General features: G+C 33.1%; 26 protein-coding genes and 1 riboswitch. Of the genes, 25 read left to right on the top strand and 1 reads right to left on the bottom strand.

Translation table 11 applies throughout. The features are described from left to right. Positions 1-10: 10 nt before the first annotated feature. From rplX to ACXIHB_RS05765, 21 genes are all read left to right on the top strand, one after another. Entirely contained in the window at positions 11-325 is a 315-nt protein-coding gene (gene rplX, locus ACXIHB_RS05865) for a 50S ribosomal protein L24 (protein WP_047789828.1), read from the top strand. A gap of 2 nt (positions 326-327) precedes the next feature. After that, positions 328-879 (top strand): 50S ribosomal protein L5, encoded by a 552-nt coding sequence (gene rplE, locus ACXIHB_RS05860; protein WP_047789827.1) that lies wholly within the window; start codon positions 328-330, stop codon positions 877-879. Between the two features lie 4 nt (positions 880-883). Then, positions 884-1153 (top strand): 30S ribosomal protein S14, encoded by a 270-nt coding sequence (rpsN, locus tag ACXIHB_RS05855; protein WP_028890738.1) that lies wholly within the window; start codon positions 884-886, stop codon positions 1151-1153. 367 nt (positions 1154-1520) lie between these two features. Then, a complete protein-coding gene (rpsH, locus tag ACXIHB_RS05850) occupies positions 1521-1919 on the top strand; it encodes a 30S ribosomal protein S8 (RefSeq protein ID WP_047789826.1) in 399 nt (132 codons plus the stop codon). A gap of 15 nt (positions 1920-1934) precedes the next feature. Next, a complete protein-coding gene (gene rplF / locus ACXIHB_RS05845) occupies positions 1935-2480 on the top strand; it encodes a 50S ribosomal protein L6 (RefSeq protein ID WP_047789825.1) in 546 nt (181 codons plus the stop codon). Positions 2481-2498: 18 nt separating this feature from the next. Next, entirely contained in the window at positions 2499-2849 is a 351-nt protein-coding gene (gene rplR / locus ACXIHB_RS05840) for a 50S ribosomal protein L18 (protein ID WP_047789824.1), read from the top strand. Between the two features lie 8 nt (positions 2850-2857). Next, the gene (gene rpsE / locus ACXIHB_RS05835) at positions 2858-3382 is read left to right on the top strand and encodes a 30S ribosomal protein S5 (RefSeq protein ID WP_125064354.1); all 525 of its coding nucleotides are present in this window, start codon (positions 2858-2860) and stop codon (positions 3380-3382) included. Positions 3383-3393: 11 nt separating this feature from the next. Continuing rightward, positions 3394-3576, top strand: coding sequence for a 50S ribosomal protein L30 (gene rpmD, locus ACXIHB_RS05830; RefSeq protein WP_047789822.1), 183 nt, complete (start codon positions 3394-3396; stop codon positions 3574-3576). Between the two features lie 12 nt (positions 3577-3588). Beyond that, the gene (rplO, locus tag ACXIHB_RS05825; RefSeq protein WP_047789821.1) at positions 3589-4038 is read left to right on the top strand and encodes a 50S ribosomal protein L15; all 450 of its coding nucleotides are present in this window, start codon (positions 3589-3591) and stop codon (positions 4036-4038) included. 12 nt (positions 4039-4050) lie between these two features. After that, positions 4051-5370: a preprotein translocase subunit SecY gene (secY, locus tag ACXIHB_RS05820; protein ID WP_047789820.1), complete on the top strand. Its 1320-nt coding sequence runs from the start codon at positions 4051-4053 to the stop codon at positions 5368-5370. A 1-nt stretch (position 5371) separates the two neighbouring features. Continuing rightward, a complete protein-coding gene (gene infA / locus ACXIHB_RS05815) occupies positions 5372-5587 on the top strand; it encodes a translation initiation factor IF-1 (RefSeq protein ID WP_024740627.1) in 216 nt (71 codons plus the stop codon). 12 nt (positions 5588-5599) lie between these two features. Continuing rightward, on the top strand, positions 5600-5716 hold the full coding sequence (ykgO, locus tag ACXIHB_RS05810) for a type B 50S ribosomal protein L36 (RefSeq protein ID WP_010181906.1): 117 nt from the start codon (positions 5600-5602) through the stop codon (positions 5714-5716). A 2-nt stretch (positions 5717-5718) separates the two neighbouring features. Continuing rightward, complete coding sequence (rpsM, locus tag ACXIHB_RS05805) at positions 5719-6084, top strand: 30S ribosomal protein S13 (protein WP_047789819.1); 366 nt, start codon at positions 5719-5721, stop codon at positions 6082-6084. Positions 6085-6117: 33 nt separating this feature from the next. After that, positions 6118-6504 carry a 30S ribosomal protein S11 gene (rpsK, locus tag ACXIHB_RS05800; RefSeq protein WP_047789818.1) on the top strand — a complete coding sequence of 129 codons (387 nt, stop codon included), beginning with the start codon at positions 6118-6120 and terminating at the stop codon, positions 6502-6504. Positions 6505-6640: 136 nt separating this feature from the next. After that, positions 6641-7246 carry a 30S ribosomal protein S4 gene (gene rpsD, locus ACXIHB_RS05795; protein ID WP_047789817.1) on the top strand — a complete coding sequence of 202 codons (606 nt, stop codon included), beginning with the start codon at positions 6641-6643 and terminating at the stop codon, positions 7244-7246. 99 nt (positions 7247-7345) lie between these two features. After that, positions 7346-8338, top strand: coding sequence for a DNA-directed RNA polymerase subunit alpha (locus ACXIHB_RS05790; RefSeq protein ID WP_047789816.1), 993 nt, complete (start codon positions 7346-7348; stop codon positions 8336-8338). Positions 8339-8400: 62 nt separating this feature from the next. Continuing rightward, on the top strand, positions 8401-8877 hold the full coding sequence (gene rplQ, locus ACXIHB_RS05785) for a 50S ribosomal protein L17 (RefSeq protein WP_047789815.1): 477 nt from the start codon (positions 8401-8403) through the stop codon (positions 8875-8877). Positions 8878-8974: 97 nt separating this feature from the next. Further along, the gene (gene carA, locus ACXIHB_RS05780; RefSeq protein WP_462099162.1) at positions 8975-10084 is read left to right on the top strand and encodes a glutamine-hydrolyzing carbamoyl-phosphate synthase small subunit; all 1110 of its coding nucleotides are present in this window, start codon (positions 8975-8977) and stop codon (positions 10082-10084) included. 73 nt (positions 10085-10157) lie between these two features. Next, positions 10158-11447: a phosphopyruvate hydratase gene (gene eno, locus ACXIHB_RS05775; RefSeq protein ID WP_159490047.1), complete on the top strand. Its 1290-nt coding sequence runs from the start codon at positions 10158-10160 to the stop codon at positions 11445-11447. Positions 11448-11601: 154 nt separating this feature from the next. Beyond that, positions 11602-12144 carry a hypothetical protein gene (locus tag ACXIHB_RS05770; protein WP_462099161.1) on the top strand — a complete coding sequence of 181 codons (543 nt, stop codon included), beginning with the start codon at positions 11602-11604 and terminating at the stop codon, positions 12142-12144. A gap of 4 nt (positions 12145-12148) precedes the next feature. Continuing rightward, on the top strand, positions 12149-12742 hold the full coding sequence (locus tag ACXIHB_RS05765) for a hypothetical protein (RefSeq protein ID WP_462099160.1): 594 nt from the start codon (positions 12149-12151) through the stop codon (positions 12740-12742). A gap of 80 nt (positions 12743-12822) precedes the next feature. Here the strand turns inward: ACXIHB_RS05765 and ACXIHB_RS05760 are convergent, their stop codons facing one another. Next, positions 12823-13677 (bottom strand): neutral zinc metallopeptidase, encoded by an 855-nt coding sequence (locus tag ACXIHB_RS05760; RefSeq protein ID WP_156167071.1) that lies wholly within the window; start codon positions 13675-13677, stop codon positions 12823-12825. 384 nt (positions 13678-14061) lie between these two features. Between ACXIHB_RS05760 and ACXIHB_RS05755 the strand changes: the two genes are divergently transcribed. The 4 genes from ACXIHB_RS05755 to thiC all read left to right on the top strand — a co-directional run bounded on the left by ACXIHB_RS05755 (position 14062) and on the right by thiC (position 18731). Continuing rightward, on the top strand, positions 14062-15348 hold the full coding sequence (locus ACXIHB_RS05755) for a citrate synthase (RefSeq protein WP_073181419.1): 1287 nt from the start codon (positions 14062-14064) through the stop codon (positions 15346-15348). Positions 15349-15410: 62 nt separating this feature from the next. Next, the gene (locus tag ACXIHB_RS05750; protein WP_462099159.1) at positions 15411-16364 is read left to right on the top strand and encodes an arginase; all 954 of its coding nucleotides are present in this window, start codon (positions 15411-15413) and stop codon (positions 16362-16364) included. A 97-nt stretch (positions 16365-16461) separates the two neighbouring features. Beyond that, positions 16462-16556, top strand: a riboswitch (TPP riboswitch). Between the two features lie 67 nt (positions 16557-16623). Next, positions 16624-16827 (top strand): sulfur carrier protein ThiS, encoded by a 204-nt coding sequence (gene thiS, locus ACXIHB_RS05745; RefSeq protein WP_047789808.1) that lies wholly within the window; start codon positions 16624-16626, stop codon positions 16825-16827. 44 nt (positions 16828-16871) lie between these two features. Continuing rightward, complete coding sequence (thiC, locus tag ACXIHB_RS05740; RefSeq protein ID WP_462099158.1) at positions 16872-18731, top strand: phosphomethylpyrimidine synthase ThiC; 1860 nt, start codon at positions 16872-16874, stop codon at positions 18729-18731. Positions 18732-18772 lie beyond the last annotated feature (41 nt).

Here is an 18772-nt window from a genome sequence, read left to right as displayed (position 1 = left end):
AGATTTTAAAATGAAAAAATTTAAAATTAAATCAGGAGATACTGTTAAAGTTATAGCAGGGGATCATAAAGGATCTGAAGGAAAAGTTTTACAAATCCTTAAAGATAAGGATAGAGTAGTAGTAGAAGGTGTAAATATGGTGTCTAAACACACTAAACCTAGTGCTGCTAACCCTCAAGGAGGAATTGTAAAAAAGGAAGCTCCATTACATATATCGAATGTAGCCTTAATCGAAAACGGTGAAGCTGTTAGAGTAGGGTATGATTTTGATAAGGAAAGTGGAAAAAAGTTCAGAGTTTCAAAAAAATCAGATAAAGCAATATAACAATGAGTTACGTACCAAGATTAAGAGAAGAGTACAAGAGCAGAGTTATCAAAGCTCTTACTGATGAATTTGGTTATAGCAATGTAATGCAAGTGCCTAAATTACAAAAGATAGTAGTAAGTAAAGGTGTTGGTGCAGCTATAGCAGATAAGAAATTAATAGAATACGCTATTGATGAGTTAACTACTATTACTGGTCAAAAAGCAGTACCTACAATTTCTAAGAAAGACGTTGCAAACTTCAAATTACGTAAAGGAATGCCTATTGGAGCAAAAGTTACGTTAAGAGGAGACAAAATGTACGAATTTTTAGATAGATTAGTTACAGCTTCTTTACCACGTGTAAGAGACTTTAACGGTATCAAAGCAAATGGTTTTGATGGTAGAGGTAATTACAATTTAGGAATTACTGAGCAAATCATCTACCCAGAGATTAATATTGATCAAGTGAAAAAAATTAGTGGTATGGATATTACTTTTGTAACATCAGCAAGCACTGATAAGGAAGCTAAATCATTATTAGGAGAATTAGGATTACCATTTAAAAAGAATTAATAAGATGGCTAAAGAATCAATGAAAGCGCGTGAGCGCAAAAGAGCTAAAATGGTTGCTAAATATGCAGAAAAGAGAAAAGCTTTAAAAGAAGCTGGAGACTATGAAGCATTACAAAAGTTGCCAAAAAACGCATCACCAATTAGAATGCACAATCGTTGTAAACTAACTGGACGTCCAAAAGGATATATGCGTCAGTTCGGAATTTCACGTGTTACTTTCCGTGAAATGGCTAACCAAGGATTAATTCCAGGAGTAAAGAAAGCAAGCTGGTAAGAAGCTCTTCCATACAAAATAAAGGTGTATAACTAAACAAAGTTGTACACCTTTTTGCTTAATAAAAAGGTGTAATTAATACATACTTTAATTTCATTTTAAAATTAAAATACTCTTACAGAAACGTAATATTTTGATACTAAAAATGATAATCATCAAAAAGGTTTGATTTTCAAAAAGTTTATGTATATTTGCACTCTGTTTTTATAGGGTAAATTACGCCTTGTAAGTAAATACCACTTAAATGGTATAATGCTTATGAGATTTTACTCAAAAAACAAATAAATAAGTATTAACTGGTTTCAGGTTTAGTATTTGCGTTGATAAGATAATAATGCTAAAAACCAAAACCGAAAATTAATTAACTATGTATACAGATCCAATCGCGGATTTTCTTACTCGAGTGAGAAATGCTATTGCAGCAAATCACAGAGTAGTTGAAGTTCCTGCTTCAAAGTTGAAGAAGGAAATGACGAAGATTTTGTTCGATCAAGGTTACATTTTAAGTTATCAGTTCAATGACGATAAGGTTCAAGGAACGATTAAGATAGCTTTAAAATACGATCGTGATACGAAAGAATCAGTAATCAGAAAGATTCAAAGAATTTCGACACCAGGTTTACGTAGATACGTTGGCGCTAAAGAAATGCCAAGAGTATTGAACGGATTAGGTATTGCTATTGTTTCTACATCAAAAGGTGTAATGACAAACAAAAAAGCAAGACAAGAGAACGTTGGTGGTGAAGTATTATGTTACGTTTACTAAAAAACATTTTGTAAGATGAGTAGAATAGGAAAGAATCCAATCGCATTGCCACAAGGTGTTGAAGTGAAAGTAGACGGAAATGTGGTTACAGTAAAAGGAAAATTAGGAGAGTTAACTCAAGAAATTAAGTCTGATATTACTGTAAAAGTTGAAGATGGTACCATTACTTTAGAAAGACCATCAGAAAGTAAAGATCATAGAGCAGCACATGGTTTATACCGTGCTTTAATCAATAACATGGTTGAAGGTGTTAGCAAAGGATTTACTAAAGAGTTAGAGTTAGTAGGTGTTGGTTATAGAGCATCTAACCAAGGACAAAAATTAGATTTAGCCTTAGGTTTCTCTCACAATATTGTAATAGATTTAGCTCCAGAAGTTAAGGTTGAAACAGTATCTGAAAAAGGTAAGAACCCAATCGTAAAATTAACTTCACATGACAAGCAATTAGTTGGTCAAGTTGCAGCAAAAATTCGTTCATTCCGTAAGCCAGAACCTTACAAAGGAAAAGGAATTAAGTTTGTAGGAGAAGTATTAAGAAGAAAAGCAGGTAAATCTGCATAATAAATAAGAGAAATTATTATGGCATTATCAAAGCTTGAAAGAAGACAACGAATTAAGCATAGAATTAGAAAGATTGTTACAGGTACAGCTGAAAAACCAAGGTTATCAGTTTTTAGAAGTAACAAAGAAATCTATGCTCAGTTAATTGATGACGTTGCTGGTGTTACATTAGCATCTGCATCATCAAGAGATAAAGAAATTACATCTAGTTCTAAAGCAGAAGCGGCTACAGCTGTAGGTAAAGCTATTGCTGAAAAAGCTGTAAAGGCTGGTGTTGATACTGTTGCTTTTGACCGTAACGGATATTTATACCACGGAAGAGTTAAAGTATTAGCAGACGCTGCAAGAGAAGCTGGTTTAAAATTTTAAGAAATTATATTATGTTAGGATATAAAAACGTAGAAAGAGTAAAACCAAGCGGATTAGAGCTTGTAGATAAATTAGTTGGTGTACAACGTGTTACCAAAGTAACTAAAGGAGGTAGAGCATTTGGTTTCTCTGCAATCGTAGTAGTTGGAGATGGTAATGGAGTTGTAGGTCACGGATTAGGGAAATCTAAAGATGTTTCTTCTGCAATTGCAAAAGCAGTTGAAGATGCAAAGAAAAATTTAGTACGTATTCCTATTTTAGATGGAACATTACCACACGAACAAAAAGGTAAATTTGGTGGTGCAAAAGTATTCATCAAGCCTGCTTCACACGGTACCGGGGTTATTGCCGGAGGTGCTGTACGTTTAGTATTAGAAGCTGTAGGTATTAAAGACGTATTATCAAAATCTCAAGGATCATCAAACCCTCACAACGTAGTAAAAGCAACTTTTGATGCTTTATTACAATTACGTAGTGCTGCTACAATTGCTAAGCAAAGAGGTATATCTTTAGAGAAAGTTTTTAACGGTTAAAATTTAAGACGATGAGTAAAATTAGAGTTACACAAGTAAAAAGTCAAATCGGTCGCCTTAAAAATCAAAAAAGAACGTTAGAGGCGTTAGGTTTACGTAAAATGAACCAAACTGTAGAGCATGAAGCATCAGCTACAATTTTGGGTATGGTAAGTAAAGTTTCACACTTAGTTTCTGTAGAAGAAATTAAATAAGACAATATAAAGATGAGTTTACACAACTTAAAACCAGCAGCAGGATCTACAAAAAGCGGTAAAAGAATCGCTCGTGGAGAAGGTTCTGGTCACGGAGGTACCTCTACAAGAGGACATAAAGGAGCTAAATCTCGTTCTGGTTATTCTCGTAAAATAGGATTTGAAGGAGGGCAAATGCCACTTCAAAGACGTGTACCTAAATTTGGTTTCACTAACATTAATCGTAAAGAATATGTTGGTGTAAATTTAGACAAGTTACAATCATTAGTAGATAACGGAAAGATAACAGATACAGTTAATTTAGACGTTTTAGTAGAAAACAGATTAGCTCGTAAAAACGACTTAGTTAAAATATTAGGTGGTGGAGAGTTAAAAGCTAAATTAAATATAACTGTACATAAATTTACAGCATCAGCTAAAGCAGCTATTGAAGCAGCAGGAGGTGAAGCAGTAACATTATAAGAATTGTAAATGATGAATTTTATAAATACTTTAAAAGACATTTGGAAGATTGAAGAGTTAAAAGAAAAGTTACTTTTAACCTTAGGTTTAATCGCTGTTTACCGTTTTATGGCAGCAGTTCCATTACCAGGAATTGACCCTACTCAGTTATCAGCATTAAAAGACAGTACTGACGGTGGACTTTTAGGTTTATTAAACGCATTTACAGGTGGGGCATTTGCTAGAGCGTCAGTTATGGCACTTGGTATAATGCCTTATATTTCTGCATCAATCGTGGTTCAGTTAATGGGTATTGCAGTACCGTATTTACAGAAATTACAAAAAGATGGAGAAAGTGGACGTAAGAAGATTACGCAAATAACAAGATGGCTTACGATTGCTATTACGTTGTTTCAAGCACCAACCTACATTGGAGTAATCCAAAACCAAATGGGTTTACCGCAAGAAGCATTCTTAGTAACTGGAGCAACATTTTGGGTATCATCTATCATTCTTTTAAGTGCAGGAACAATTTTTGCAATGTGGCTAGGAGAGCGTATTACTGATAAAGGAGTTGGTAATGGAATTTCATTATTAATTACCGTTGGTATTATCGCAAATTTCCCAGCAGCATTTATTCAAGAATTAGTTTCTAAGCAAACTGCAGGTGCTGGAGGAATTATGATGATTTTAATCGAATTAATAGTTTGGTTTGTAGTAATCTTGTTAACCGTATTATTAGTTACAGCAGTACGTAAAGTAGCCGTTCAATACGCACGTCGTACAGCAGTTACAAACATTAAAGATGTTGATGGCGCAAGACAGTACATTCCTTTAAAATTGAATGCAGCTGGAGTAATGCCAATTATTTTTGCACAGGCTATTATGTTTTTACCAATAGCATTAGGTCAAAAATATCCAGCATTAAACAGTTTAACTGATATTAACGGTTTATGGTATAACGTTATATTTGCTTTATTAATTATTGTCTTTAGTTACTTTTATACTGCTATTACTATTCCAACGAATAAAATGGCAGAAGACTTAAAGAGAAGTAATGGTTTTGTTCCAGGTTATAAACCAGGTGAAGAAACAGCTAACTTTTTAGATTCAGTATTGTCGAAAATTACATTACCAGGATCTATCTTCTTAGCAGCTTTATCTATTTTACCAGCAATCATTGTAAAGTTTGGAGTTACTCAAAACTGGGCAATGTTTTATGGAGGAACATCATTAATCATTATGGTAGGAGTTGCAATAGACACTATTCAGCAAATAAACTCGTATTTATTAAACAGTCGTTATGATGGTTTAATGAAAACAGGTAACAGTAACAGAAAATCATTAAAATAATATGGCTAAACAACCAGCAATTCAACAAGACGGAACTATTACAGAAGCATTATCGAATGCAATGTTTCGAGTAGAATTAGAGAACGGACATATTGTTACGGCTCACATTTCAGGAAAAATGCGTATGCATTATATAAAACTATTACCAGGAGATAAGGTAAAGTTAGAAATGAGTCCGTATGATTTATCAAAGGCAAGAATTACTTACAGATATTAAAAACACACACTGATGAAAGTAAGAGCATCATTAAAGAAAAGAAGTGCCGACTGCAAAATTGTACGCAGAAAAGGCAGATTATATGTAATTAACAAAAAGAATCCTAGATTTAAACAAAGACAAGGGTAGTTATGGCAAGAATCGCAGGTATAGATATTCCAAAGAATAAAAGAGGTGTTATCGCTTTAACTTACATCTTTGGTATAGGAAGAAGCAGAGCTAAAGAAGTTTTAGCTGCTGCCAATATAGATGAAAGTATCAAAGTTCAAGATTGGACTGATGATCAAATTGCAGCAATTCGTGAGCAAGTTGGAACTTACACTATTGAAGGTGAGTTACGTTCTGAGGTTCAATTAAGCATCAAACGTTTAATGGATATCGGATGTCAAAGAGGTATTCGTCACAGACTTGGTTTACCATTACGTGGACAAAGAACAAAGAATAACTCTCGTACAAGAAAAGGTAAGAGAAAAACTGTAGCTAACAAGAAAAAATAATCATTGATTATTTTTTACTAATAGTAAAGAATTATGGCAAAGTCTAAAGTAACAAAAAAACGTAAAGTTGTAATAGAGTCAGTTGGTGAAGCTCACGTAACTGCATCTTTCAACAATATTATTATTTCTTTAACAAACAAAAAAGGTGACGTTATTTCTTGGTCATCTGCAGGAAAAATGGGCTTCAGAGGTTCTAAAAAGAACACTCCTTACGCAGCTCAGTTAGCAGCAGAAGATTGTGCAAACGTTGCTAAAGAAGCAGGTTTACGTAAAGTAAAAGTGTATGTTAAAGGACCAGGTAACGGTAGAGAATCTGCAATCAGATCTATTCACAATTCAGGTATTGAGGTAACAGAAATTATTGATGTTACTCCGATTCCTCACAACGGATGTCGTCCACCTAAAAGAAGAAGAGTATAAGTTGAATTAATTTTCAACTTATACTTTATTTAGCGTACTTTTGTGCGTGAAAAATTAAGTATTTTAACACAGTAGGATTAAAAAGATTATCGAAGGAGTACGCCTTAATTCATAATCCCTACTAAACTAATTAGAAATGGCAAGATATACAGGACCAAAAACTAAAATTGCTCGTAAGTTTGGCGAAGCAATTTTCGGAGACGATAAAAACTTCGAAAAAAGAAATTACCCTCCAGGACAACATGGAGTAGGTAAAAGAAGAGGTAAAAAATCTGAATATGCAATCCAGTTAATGGAAAAGCAAAAGGCTAAATATACCTATGGTATTTTAGAACGTCAGTTCCGTAACCTTTTCAAAAAAGCATCAGCTTCTCAAGGAGTAACAGGTGAAATCTTATTACAATTATGTGAATCTCGTTTAGATAACGTAGTATACCGTTTAGGTGTTGCAAATTCACGTAGAGCTGCACGTCAGTTAGTATCTCACCGTCACATTACAGTTAACGGAGATATCGTTAACATTCCATCTTATAGATTAAAAGAGGGAGATGTAGTAGCAGTAAGAGAAAAATCTAAGTCGTTAGAAGCTATTGAAAATGCTTTAGCAGCTAATAGCAATGTTTACGAGTGGTTAACTTGGAATGCAGATCAAAAATCAGGAACATTTGTAAAAGCTCCAGAAAGATTACAAATTCCTGAAAACATTAAAGAGCAATTAATCGTAGAATTATACTCTAAGTAATAAATTAATCATATTGGTATTTAGCCAAAGGGTTTATTCGTATTTCTTCACACTTATAAACCGCGCAACTAAATAACAATTAAAACGAAGAAAAATAATATGGCAATTTTAAATTTTCAAAAGCCTGATAAAGTAATAATGATTGAATCTACTGATTTTTCAGGAAGATTCGAATTTAGACCTCTTGAACCAGGTTTTGGATTAACAGTTGGTAATGCATTACGAAGAGTATTATTATCATCTCTTGAAGGATTCGCTATTACATCATTACGTATCGACGGAGTTGATCATGAGTTTTCAACTATTCAAGGTGTTGTAGAAGATGTAACAGAAATTATCTTAAACTTAAAGCAAGTACGTTTTAAGAAGCAGATTGAAGAATCAGATAGAGAAACAGTTTCTATTGCAATATCAGGGCAAGAGCAATTAACAGCTGGTGACTTACAAAAGTTCATTTCAGGTTTTCAAGTACTAAATCCAGATTTAGTAATTTGTAACATGGATAAATCAGTAACGTTAAATGCTGAAATTACCATTGAAAAAGGTAGAGGTTTTGTACCAGCAGAAGAAAATAAAAGAGCTGGTGCGCCTTTAGGAACAATTTTTACAGATTCTATTTACACTCCAATAAAGAATGTAAAATATGCTGTTGAAAATTTTCGTGTAGAGCAAAAGACCGATTACGAAAAATTAGTTTTCGATATCGATACTGATGGATCTATCAATCCTAAAGATGCCTTAACAGAAGCAGCTAAGATTTTAATCCACCACTTTATGTTATTCTCTGATGAGCGTATCACTTTAGAGGCAGATGAAATTGCACAAACTGAAACTTATGATGAAGAATCATTACATATGCGTCAGTTATTAAAGACGAAACTAGTTGATATGGATTTATCAGTTCGTGCTTTAAATTGTTTAAAAGCTGCAGAAGTAGATACTTTAGGAGACTTAGTATCATTTAACAAAAGCGATTTAATGAAGTTCAGAAACTTTGGTAAAAAATCATTAACAGAATTGGATGAGTTAGTGGCTAACAAAGGTTTAAATTTCGGAATGGATTTAAGCAAATACAAATTAGATAAAGATTAACCTTTCATATTTTGCTCCTCTAAATTAGAGTAGTAGCAAGATGAGAGCTAAAACCAAATGTCATGAGACACGGAAAGAAATTTAATCACTTAGGTAGAAAAACAGCGCATAGAAAAGCGATGTTATCTAATATGGCTTGTTCTTTAATAGAGCACAAGCGAATCAATACTACTGAAGCTAAAGCAAAAGCTTTACGTAAGTTTGTTGAGCCTTTAATTACAAAATCTAAAGACGATACAACGCACAACCGTCGAGTAGTATTTAGTTACTTGCGTAGCAAAGAAGCTGTTACAGAATTATTCAAAGAAATTTCTGTAAAAGTAGCAGACAGACCAGGAGGATACGTTCGTATAATCAAATTAGGAAACCGTCAAGGAGATAACGCTCCAATGGCGATGGTTGAATTAGTTGACTACAACGAGTTATACAATCCAAAAGGAAACAAAGCTAAAAAGAGTACTCGTCGTAGCCGTCGTGGTGGAGCGAAGAAAACTGAAGCTGCAGCTGTTGAAACTCAAACTTCACAAGAAGAAGAATAAAAATGAGAATTTTTATAAATTATATCAAAGGGATAAACATTTAATGTTTGTCCCTTTTTTTATATATTTTTGCAAACAAATTACACAACACCACTAAATGAAATATAAAACACGTAAAAAAGCATTAGTTCTATTAGCAGATGGGACTATTTTCTACGGTAAATCTATTGGAATAGAAGGAACCGCAACAGGAGAAATTTGTTTTAATACAGGTATGACAGGATACCAAGAAATTTTTACAGATCCTTCTTACTTCGGACAATTAATGGTAACGACCAATGCTCATATTGGTAATTATGGAGTTAATAATGAAGAAGTAGAATCAGAAGGAATTAAAATTTCAGGCTTAATTTGTCGTAACTTCAGTTTTACACACTCTCGTGTAGATTCAGATGGGAATCTATTCGATTGGTTCGAAAAGCACAATTTAGTAGCTATTTCAGATGTTGATACACGTGCGTTAGTATCTTACATTAGAGAAAATGGAGCTATGAACGCTGTTATTTCAACTGAAATAGATAAAATAGACGAATTAAAGAAGCAATTAGCTGAAATTCCTAACATGGAAGGATTAGAATTAGCTTCTAAGGTATCAACCAAAGAACCTTATTTCGTAGGTGATGAAAATGCCTCAATAAAAATATCAGCTTTAGATATAGGTATAAAGAAAAATATTTTAAGAAACTTAGCTAAAAGAGGCGCTTATATTAAAGTGTACCCTTACAATGCTAGTTTCGAACAAATGAGTGATTTTAACCCTGATGGATACTTTATTTCTAATGGACCTGGAGACCCAGAGCCTTTAGTAGAAGCTCAAAAGACTGCTAAAGAAATAATAGAAAAAGATTTGCCTTTATTTGGAATCTGTTTAGGGCACCAAGTAATTGCATTAGCTAATGGAATTTCTACTTATAAAATGCATAATGGTCATAGAGGTATTAATCATCCTGTTAAAAATTTATTGACAGGAAAAGGAGAAATTACTTCTCAAAATCATGGTTTTGCTATTAATAGAGAAGAAACAGAATCGCATCCAGATGTGGAAATAACACATGTACATTTAAACGATAATACTGTAGCAGGTATTAGAATGAAGTCTAAAAATGTATTTTCTGTACAATACCATCCAGAAGCTAGTCCTGGACCGCATGACGCTGAATACTTATTTGATCAGTTCATTGAGAACATTAAAAAAGTAAAAGCATAAATTTTTAAAAAGTATAATAAATAAATTCCCGTGAATTAACAATCACGGGAATCTATATTAAAAGTAAATAACTATGAGTATCATAATAAACATTCATGCACGTCAAATTTTTGATTCAAGAGGAAATCCAACAGTGGAAGTAGATGTAACTACAGAAAATGGAATCGTAGGTAGAGCAGCAGTACCATCTGGTGCTTCTACAGGTGAACACGAAGCTGTTGAATTACGTGATGGAGGTGACAATTATATGGGTAAAGGTGTTTTAAAAGCGGTTGAAAATGTTAACACAGTTATTGCCCAAGAGTTATTAGGAGTATCTGTATTTGAGCAAAACATGATCGATCAATTGATGATTGATTTAGATGGAACTCCGAACAAATCAGTTTTAGGAGCGAATGCTATTTTAGGTGTTTCTTTAGCAGCAGCAAAAGCAGCAGCAAATGAATTAGGATTACCATTATATCGTTATGTAGGCGGAGTTTCAGCAAATACTTTACCTGTTCCTATGATGAATATCATTAATGGAGGTTCACATTCAGATGCACCAATTGCATTCCAAGAATTTATGGTTATGCCAGTAAAAGCTCAAAACTTTACAGAAGCAATGCAAGTAGGGTCTGAAATCTTCCATAACTTAAAGAAAGTATTGCATGATCGTAATTTATCTACAGCAGTAGGTGATGAAGGTGGATTTGCTCCAACGCTTGAAGGAACAGAAGATGCTATTGAAACAATTGCCTTAGCAACCAAGAATGCTGGATACAAATTTGGAGAAGAAGTGATGATTGCATTAGATTGTGCTTCAGCTGAGTTTTATATAGATGGACAGTATGATTATACTAAGTTTGAAGGAGATAAAGGTGCTGTAAGAACTTCAGAAGAACAAGCTACTTATTTAGCTGAATTATGTGAAAAATACCCTATTATATCTATTGAAGATGGAATGGATGAGAACGATTGGGATGGATGGAAGATGTTAACAGAAAAAGTAGGAGATAGAGTTCAGTTAGTTGGAGATGATTTATTTGTAACAAACGTTGAGCGTTTATCAAAAGGAATTGAGAATGGAATTGCAAATTCAATCTTAATTAAAGTAAATCAAATAGGTACATTAACAGAAACAATTGCAGCGGTAAACATGGCGCATAATGCAGGATATACTTCTGTAATGAGTCATCGTTCTGGAGAAACTGAAGATAATACCATTGCAGATTTAGCTGTAGCATTAAACTGTGGACAAATCAAAACAGGTTCTGCTTCACGTTCTGATCGTATGGCAAAATACAATCAATTATTACGTATTGAAGAACAATTGGCAGATGTAGCTTATTATCCGAAAGAAAAAGCGTTTAAAATAAAATAATTTTTTAATAAACTTTAAAGCCCGTACTTAAGTACGGGCTTTTTTAGTTAAGTATAGTATTGTTTTTTGATAAATAGTTTAAATATAAGAAGTAAAAGTAGGGTAAAACACTTCTAACTTTTTATATAGTTGTTTATGAACTAAAAAAATAATTATGAAAAAATCATTCCTGCTTATTTGTAGCTTATTTGTTGCAACAGTATTTTCTCAAGAACAACTAACGCAGCGTGTTTGGAGAGTAAATTTTTTAAACCCAGGGATTGAATATGAAATGCCTATTGGAAATAACTCAACTCTTTCTATAGGGGTAGGAATAGGATATAGTGGAAGTTATCCACACTCTTCAGCTTCTGGTGTAGATACAGGGTTAGTATATGCCATAAACCCTTTTTTAGACCTGCAACAGAGATGGTTTTATAATTTTGATAAACGTAAAACTAAAGGTTTGAATATAACCAACAATTCAGCAAATTTTATATCAGCTCGTATTTTAACAAGAGGTAAAACTCTTTTTGGAGATGATGTAGTAACTGATAATTTAGATTTTGCTGTCGGACCTACTTGGGGTATCCAACGTAGATATGGTAAAAACTTTCACTTTTTATTTGATATGGGACCTATTTATTATTTTGATGTAAATGGAGGTCATGGTTTTTTCCCCTTAATGTTACAACTAAATTTAGGGTTTGATTTATAGAAATATGAAATACTTATACATATTACTTGCTGTTATTGTAATTACGTCTTGTAATTTGGTAAAATACACTCATTCTGGAGATGTAAATTCACGATTAGATTTCAGAAAAGGAAAGTGGTTGTTAAATGATGTTACTTCTTTTAAAAACATTAGAAAAGATGGTTTAACTGAAATGGCAAATGAACGATTTTCTGAACTTATAGGTAATAGACTTTTGGTAGTTAGCAACATGAAAGGACTATTAATTCCTAGTAATATTTTACCTAGTCTTGATAAATCTATTTTAAAAGATATAAAATACGGCACAGGTTATGATTACTTTATTGATATTAGAACTAAAAATATATCCAATGAAGTAGGTGTTTTAGGGGCAAGTAATTCTCTAACTGATCCTTCAAAAAACATAGGTGAAGTGACACTTAGTATCTACGATTTAAACATATTTAAAATAATATACAGCCAAACAGTAGTTGGTAAATTAGTTGTTTCTGAAAAAGATAATGATTATGCGCTTTCAAAAAACTCAAACCTTATTATTCATAGTGCTTTGAAAAGAATTATGAAGAAGATAAAGAAAAACCAAATCAAGGCTAAATAGTATAAAAAACAAAGGCTGTTTTAAATTATAAAACAGCCTTTGAAATTCAATTCAATTCGTTTATTTTAGTCGATTATATTTTAATTTAAGTTTAAGAATTCTTCTTCAGAAATTTCTCCTGAAGCAATTTTTTGTAACTCTTCTAAGTGTGCTACAATATGCTCGTGCTGACTTTGTTCGATAGTAGCAGGCTTAACTAATTCTAACTTTAATCTACCATCTTTTACATAATAGTCATAGTAGTAAAAAAAGTTTGTATCAAAGTTTCTGTTAGAATAGGTACCGTTATCTCCTAATAAGTAACCTAACCTAAAAGCAGATCTTCTTTGGGCAGCTGTACCATGAGAACTTCCATTAGGACCAGCTAATGTTTGTGAGAAGTTGTAAGCACCCGCTGCAGTATTCCAATCACTAGTATAAGTTCTACGGATAAAATATCCTCCAAAACCATCAGCTTCTAATTCAGTAGCACTAACATGATTGCCGCTAGGAATGGTATTGTCTCTAAACTGTACTTGATGTGCCATTTCATGAGCAGCAACATAAGCAATAGCAACATTACCATAATTTAAAGCACTAGCTAGCAATTCTTCTCCCCATACTACATAACCATTAGAATAAGAAAGAGCATTGAAAGTTCCGTCTCCACCTGCTAAGTATAAAGGTACATTACCCATTCCAAAAAAACTCGCAGCTTCGTTGTGTTCAGTTTTTAAAAAATTGGTGGTAGATTGGTTAACTATATAATCAGCCCAGTAAGAGTTTGGACCAAAACCGTCAACAGTGTAACACTCAGCATTGTTAATTTCTAGCATGCTTGGAGAGTTAATCCCCATAGGGGCGTTGTCGCTTGTTAAATTATTGTCTTCTTTGGTACATTGTACGGCAAGAATTGATATGCATAATAATGCAATAATAAATTTAATTTTTTTCATTGTGAAAGGGTTTTATGAATTGAATTAATTTTTTCTAAAAATATATGTTGTTTTGTTAACGGAGTTAAATAAAAGATATTGTGTAATTAATTTGTTATCAAGAAAAAAATACACACTCTAAAAGAATACGGAATTTGGTATGCTTAAATAAGTTTGTAAGGTCTGAAAAAATAAGAGAATTAAGATTAAATCAATTTTATAAGAGAAATTAATTGTGTCTTTCTTCTAGGTAAGGCGTTGTATTATAAGTAAGATTAGATTTGTTTTTTTTAATAAAATAAACTGATTTTTACATATTAAAAATCTATCAATTCTAACTTTTAAAATAATTCAAAAAATGGTATCTTCGCAACTCACTTCAATCATAAAAAATTATAGTAAAAAATGTCAGATATAGCAAAATTACAAATTGGCGAAAATACGTATGAGTTTCCTTTAATAAAAGGAACAGAAAATGAAACTGCAATTGATATTAAAGCCTTAAGAGGAGCCACGGGTGGAGTTATAACTATTGACCCAGGATACAAGAATACAGGTTCATGCCAAAGTGCTATAACATTTTTAAACGGTGAAGAAGGTATCTTAAGATACCGTGGATATTCAATTGAAGAATTGGCAGAAAAAGCAGATTTCTTAGAAGTGGCTTATGCGTTAATTTTTGGAGAATTACCAACTAAAGAACAATTAGATAAATTTTATGGAGACATCTTAGATGAAGCTATTGTTGATGATGACATCAAAAAAATTATTGATGCCTTTCCAAAGAATGCACATCCAATGGGGGTATTATCGTCGTTAACGTCTGCATTAACAGCTTTTAATCCATCTTCTGTTAATGTTGACTCAGAAGAAGATATGTATAAAGCTATTGTTAAAATAATGGGGAAATTCCCAGTATTGGTAGCTTGGACTTTACGTAAGAAACAAGGATTGCCATTAAATTACGGTTCACGTAAGTTAGGTTATGTTGAGAATATTTTAACAATGATGTTTCAAAAACCTAATGACGAGTATGAATTAAATCCAATAGTTAAAGATGCCCTAGATAAGTTATTAATCTTACATGCAGACCATGAACAAAACTGCTCTACATCTACAGTACGTATTGTAGGTTCTTCTCATGCAGGGTTATTTGCATCGCTATCAGCAGGAATTTCAGCTTTATGGGGACCTTTACATGGTGGAGCAAATCAAGCAGTACTTGAAATGTTAGAAGCAATTAAAGAAGATGGGGGAGATACTAAAAAGTACATGGCAAAAGCTAAAGATAAAAATGATCCTTTCCGTTTAATGGGATTCGGACATCGTGTATATAAAAACTTCGACCCGAGAGCAAGAATCATCAAAAAAGCTGCCGATGAAGTGTTAAATGACTTAGGAGTTGAAGACCCAATTTTAGATATCGCAAAAGGATTAGAGCAAGAAGCATTAAATGATCCATATTTTGTAGATAGAAAACTATATCCAAATGTAGATTTCTATTCAGGAATAATATATAGAGCTATGGGGATTCCTGTAGAAATGTTTACAGTAATGTTTGCTCTAGGGCGCCTGCCAGGATGGATTGCTCAATGGAGAGAAATGCGTTTAAACAAAGAACCAATTGGTCGTCCACGTCAAGTTTACGTTGGAGAGAACTTAAGGGAATTCGTAGAATTAGACAAGAGATAAACTATTTAAAAAGTGTCATTTAAAATAATTAAATGGCATTTTTTTATGTAAAATAACTCATGATGAAAGAAATTAAAATTATCAAAAACAGATCAGACATTGGAGCAGGAACTCGTGGGTCTGACATGGGAGTAGATGCGATTGAAATTGCAGCGATAAATAAAAAAAGTAATTATTTCGATTCTTTTTATTTTGAAGATGTAATCACTGAAAACGAATCTATTTATAATAAGGTAAATAATTCGTTTGCAAAACGAATTGATAGCGTTTTTAATCAATGTAAACGATTAAGTAACCACGTGAAAGTAAATTTACAAGAAGGGAAGTTTCCTATAGTTTTGTCTGGAGACCATTCTTCAGCGTTAGGAACTATCAGTGGAATAAAAGCAGCTAACCCTAATAAAAGAGTAGGGGTAGTTTGGATTGATGCTCATGGAGATTTACATTCTCCTTATACATCACCATCAGGAAATATTCACGGAATGCCTTTATCTGCCGCTATTTCAGACGATAATTTAGACTGCCAAATTAATGATGTAGACAGAGAAACATCAGAGTTGTGGGAACGTATGAAAAACATAGGTACTCCAGGGCAAAAAGTTTTACCTGAAGACATCATTTTCTTTGGTGTTCGTGATACAGAAGAACCAGAAGACAAACAAATGGAAAAATATGGTATTAAAAACTATATGGTTGCTGAAGTTCGTTACCGTGGATTAGATGTTTGTGTAAACGAAGCTTTAGATAAATTATCTGTTTGTGATGTAATATATGTGTCGTTTGATGTAGATTCAATGGATTGTGATATGATATCTTATGGTACAGGAACACCAGTACCTAAAGGATTTGATCAACATGAAATCATTGATATAATTAACGGATTGTTAGCAAGTAATAAAGTAGCTTGTTTGGAGTTTGTTGAAGTAAACCCATTACTAGACTTTAAAGGAAATAAAATGGCTGAAACGGCGTTTGAAGTTCTTGAAGAAGTAACTAAAAAGGTAAAGAGTTTATAGTATTATAATAATTTTTGTAAAAAGCGAACTTTTAAAAGTTCGCTTTTTTATTTTTATAGAGGTCGTTTTAGAAAAAATAAACGTTTATATTTGTTGCAGTAAACTTTAGGAGTAGCTAGTTCGCTAGTTTGAGAAAGATCCTTTGAACCTGATATGGTTAACACCAGCGTAGGGAAAAGTTATAAAATCTTATTTAGGTATTGTTCATAATAAAACAATTCTGAATTTCTTCTACAGTTTACTTTAAATATATGTTAGTATGATAACGATAAAAGTAAACAATAATCAACAAGAGTTTTTAAGCCCATTAGTATTGCAAGAATTAGTAGATAAACTACAAATTAAAACCAATGGAATTGCTATTGCTGTTAACAGTAGTGTGGTAAAAAAAACAGATTGGTCTTCAAAACTACTCCAAAACAATGATGAAGTTTTAATCATTAAATCTACACAAGGAGGATAATATTTTCAGAAAGCAAAACAAAAACATAAACAAACAACCCTAAAATGAAGAAAAAAGATAGAGCTCCAAAACAAGATGGTGTAACAAGACAACCATTTCCGAACTCCAAAAAAATATATGTTCAAGGAAAAATTCATCCACAGATAAAAGTAGCAATGCGCGAAATTGAATTGAGTGATACTGTGGATTCGATGACTAAAAAAAGAACACCTAATGAGCCAGTTACAGTATACGATACTTCAGGTCCTTATACAGACCCCAATAAAGAGATTAATATTCATAATGGATTAGAACGTATTCGAGAAGAATGGATTATAGAGAGAGGAGATGTAGAAGAATTAAATGAATTTACTTCGAATTATTGTAACGAACGTTTAAATGATAAAAGTTTAGACCATTTACGATTTAACTTAAAGCATAAACCTAAGAGAGCTAAAAAAGGACAAAATGTAACTCAGTTACATTATGCAAAAAAAGGAATTATTACCCCCGAGATGGAATATATTGCCATTCGTGAAAACCAGCGAATAGATGAAATGACACGTTTGTCTAAACAACATCCAGGGCAAGATTTCGGAGCAAGTATTCCTACAAAAATTACTCCTGAATTTGTTCGAGAGGAAGTAGCAAGAGGACGCGCAGTTATTCCTTCAAACATCAACCATCCAGAAGCAGAACCTATGATTTTAGGTCGTAATTTCTTGGTGAAAATCAATGCGAATATTGGAAATTCAGCTACCACTTCTTCCATAGAAGAAGAAGTAGAAAAAGCAGTTTGGGCATGTCGTTGGGGTGCTGATAATATTATGGATTTATCTACAGGTAAAAATATTCATGAAACTAGAGAGTGGATTATCCGTAATTCACCTGTACCTGTAGGAACCGTACCTATTTATCAAGCTTTAGAGAAAGTAAATGGGATTGCTGAAGACTTAACTTGGGAAATTTTTAGAGATACTTTAATTGAACAAGCTGAGCAAGGAGTAGATTACTTTACGATTCACGCAGGAGTTCGTTTACGTTATGTGCCTATGACGGCAAAACGTATTACAGGGATTGTATCAAGAGGAGGTTCTATCATGGCAAAATGGTGTTTAGCACACCATAAAGAAAGTTTTTTATATACCCATTTCGAAGAAATTTGTGAAATTATGAAGGCTTATGATGTTGCTTTTTCGTTAGGAGATGGTTTACGACCAGGTTGTATTGCCGATGCGAATGATGAAGCGCAATTTGCTGAATTAGAAACGTTAGGGGAGCTAACAAAAATAGCACGTAAACATGAAGTACAATGCTTTATAGAAGGTCCAGGTCACGTGCCAATGCATATGATTAAAGCAAATATGGATAAGCAATTGGAAGCTTGTGATGAAGCTCCGTTTTATACCTTAGGTCCTTTAACTACGGATATTGCTCCAGGATACGACCATATAACTTCAGGAATTGGAGCGGCAATGATTGGTTGGTTTGGTTGTGCCATGTTGTGTTATGTAACACCAAAAGAACATTTAGGGTTACCTAATAAAGAAGATGTACGTACAGGAGTAGTTACTTATAAATTAGCAGCCCATGCAGCGGATTTAGCAAAAGGACATCCGGGAGCGCAACACAGAGATGATGCTTTAAGTAAAGCACGTTTTGAGTTCCGTTGGGAAGATCAATTCAATTTAGGATTGGACCCAGAATTAGCTAGAGAATATCACGATGAGACCTTACCAGCAGAAGGAGCTAAAATTGCACATTTTTGCTCTATGTGTGGGCCAAAATTCTGTTCTATGAAAATATCGCAGGAAGTACGTGACTTTGCAGCAGAAAATAAAGTGGAAGGAGACGAAGTATTTGCAAAAGGAATGGAGGAAAAATCTAAAGAGTTTAAAGACAAAGGTTCAGAAGTTTATCTATAAAACCTAAACTTAGAATTATGAATTACGAGTTGACAATTTCT

Source organism: Tenacibaculum sp. IMCC1, from assembly GCF_054906355.1.
Note: the sequence above shows the minus strand (reverse complement) of the source record. Positions and strands in the feature narration are given on the sequence as shown.

Bases quoted from the DNA above. Each gene is read 5' to 3' on its own strand.
- thiS (WP_047789808.1), top strand. From the start codon at position 16,624: ATGATAACGATAAAAGTAAACAATAATCAACAAGAGTTTTTAAGCCCA.
- carA (WP_462099162.1), top strand. From the start codon at position 8,975: ATGAAATATAAAACACGTAAAAAAGCATTAGTTCTATTAGCAGATGGG.
- eno (WP_159490047.1), top strand. From the start codon at position 10,158: ATGAGTATCATAATAAACATTCATGCACGTCAAATTTTTGATTCAAGA.
- rpsH (WP_047789826.1), top strand. From the start codon at position 1,521: ATGTATACAGATCCAATCGCGGATTTTCTTACTCGAGTGAGAAATGCT.
- infA (WP_024740627.1), top strand. From the start codon at position 5,372: ATGGCTAAACAACCAGCAATTCAACAAGACGGAACTATTACAGAAGCA.
- ACXIHB_RS05765 (WP_462099160.1), top strand. From the start codon at position 12,149: ATGAAATACTTATACATATTACTTGCTGTTATTGTAATTACGTCTTGT.
- rplO (WP_047789821.1), top strand. From the start codon at position 3,589: ATGAGTTTACACAACTTAAAACCAGCAGCAGGATCTACAAAAAGCGGT.
- ACXIHB_RS05750 (WP_462099159.1), top strand. From the start codon at position 15,411: ATGAAAGAAATTAAAATTATCAAAAACAGATCAGACATTGGAGCAGGA.
- secY (WP_047789820.1), top strand. From the start codon at position 4,051: ATGAATTTTATAAATACTTTAAAAGACATTTGGAAGATTGAAGAGTTA.
- ACXIHB_RS05790 (WP_047789816.1), top strand. From the start codon at position 7,346: ATGGCAATTTTAAATTTTCAAAAGCCTGATAAAGTAATAATGATTGAA.
- ACXIHB_RS05755 (WP_073181419.1), top strand. From the start codon at position 14,062: ATGTCAGATATAGCAAAATTACAAATTGGCGAAAATACGTATGAGTTT.
- rplE (WP_047789827.1), top strand. From the start codon at position 328: ATGAGTTACGTACCAAGATTAAGAGAAGAGTACAAGAGCAGAGTTATC.
- rplF (WP_047789825.1), top strand. From the start codon at position 1,935: ATGAGTAGAATAGGAAAGAATCCAATCGCATTGCCACAAGGTGTTGAA.
- ACXIHB_RS05760 (WP_156167071.1), bottom strand. From the start codon at position 13,677: ATGAAAAAAATTAAATTTATTATTGCATTATTATGCATATCAATTCTT.
- rplX (WP_047789828.1), top strand. From the start codon at position 11: ATGAAAAAATTTAAAATTAAATCAGGAGATACTGTTAAAGTTATAGCA.
- rplR (WP_047789824.1), top strand. From the start codon at position 2,499: ATGGCATTATCAAAGCTTGAAAGAAGACAACGAATTAAGCATAGAATT.
- rplQ (WP_047789815.1), top strand. From the start codon at position 8,401: ATGAGACACGGAAAGAAATTTAATCACTTAGGTAGAAAAACAGCGCAT.
- rpsN (WP_028890738.1), top strand. From the start codon at position 884: ATGGCTAAAGAATCAATGAAAGCGCGTGAGCGCAAAAGAGCTAAAATG.
- rpmD (WP_047789822.1), top strand. From the start codon at position 3,394: ATGAGTAAAATTAGAGTTACACAAGTAAAAAGTCAAATCGGTCGCCTT.
- rpsM (WP_047789819.1), top strand. From the start codon at position 5,719: ATGGCAAGAATCGCAGGTATAGATATTCCAAAGAATAAAAGAGGTGTT.
- ykgO (WP_010181906.1), top strand. From the start codon at position 5,600: ATGAAAGTAAGAGCATCATTAAAGAAAAGAAGTGCCGACTGCAAAATT.
- ACXIHB_RS05770 (WP_462099161.1), top strand. From the start codon at position 11,602: ATGAAAAAATCATTCCTGCTTATTTGTAGCTTATTTGTTGCAACAGTA.
- rpsK (WP_047789818.1), top strand. From the start codon at position 6,118: ATGGCAAAGTCTAAAGTAACAAAAAAACGTAAAGTTGTAATAGAGTCA.
- thiC (WP_462099158.1), top strand. From the start codon at position 16,872: ATGAAGAAAAAAGATAGAGCTCCAAAACAAGATGGTGTAACAAGACAA.
- rpsD (WP_047789817.1), top strand. From the start codon at position 6,641: ATGGCAAGATATACAGGACCAAAAACTAAAATTGCTCGTAAGTTTGGC.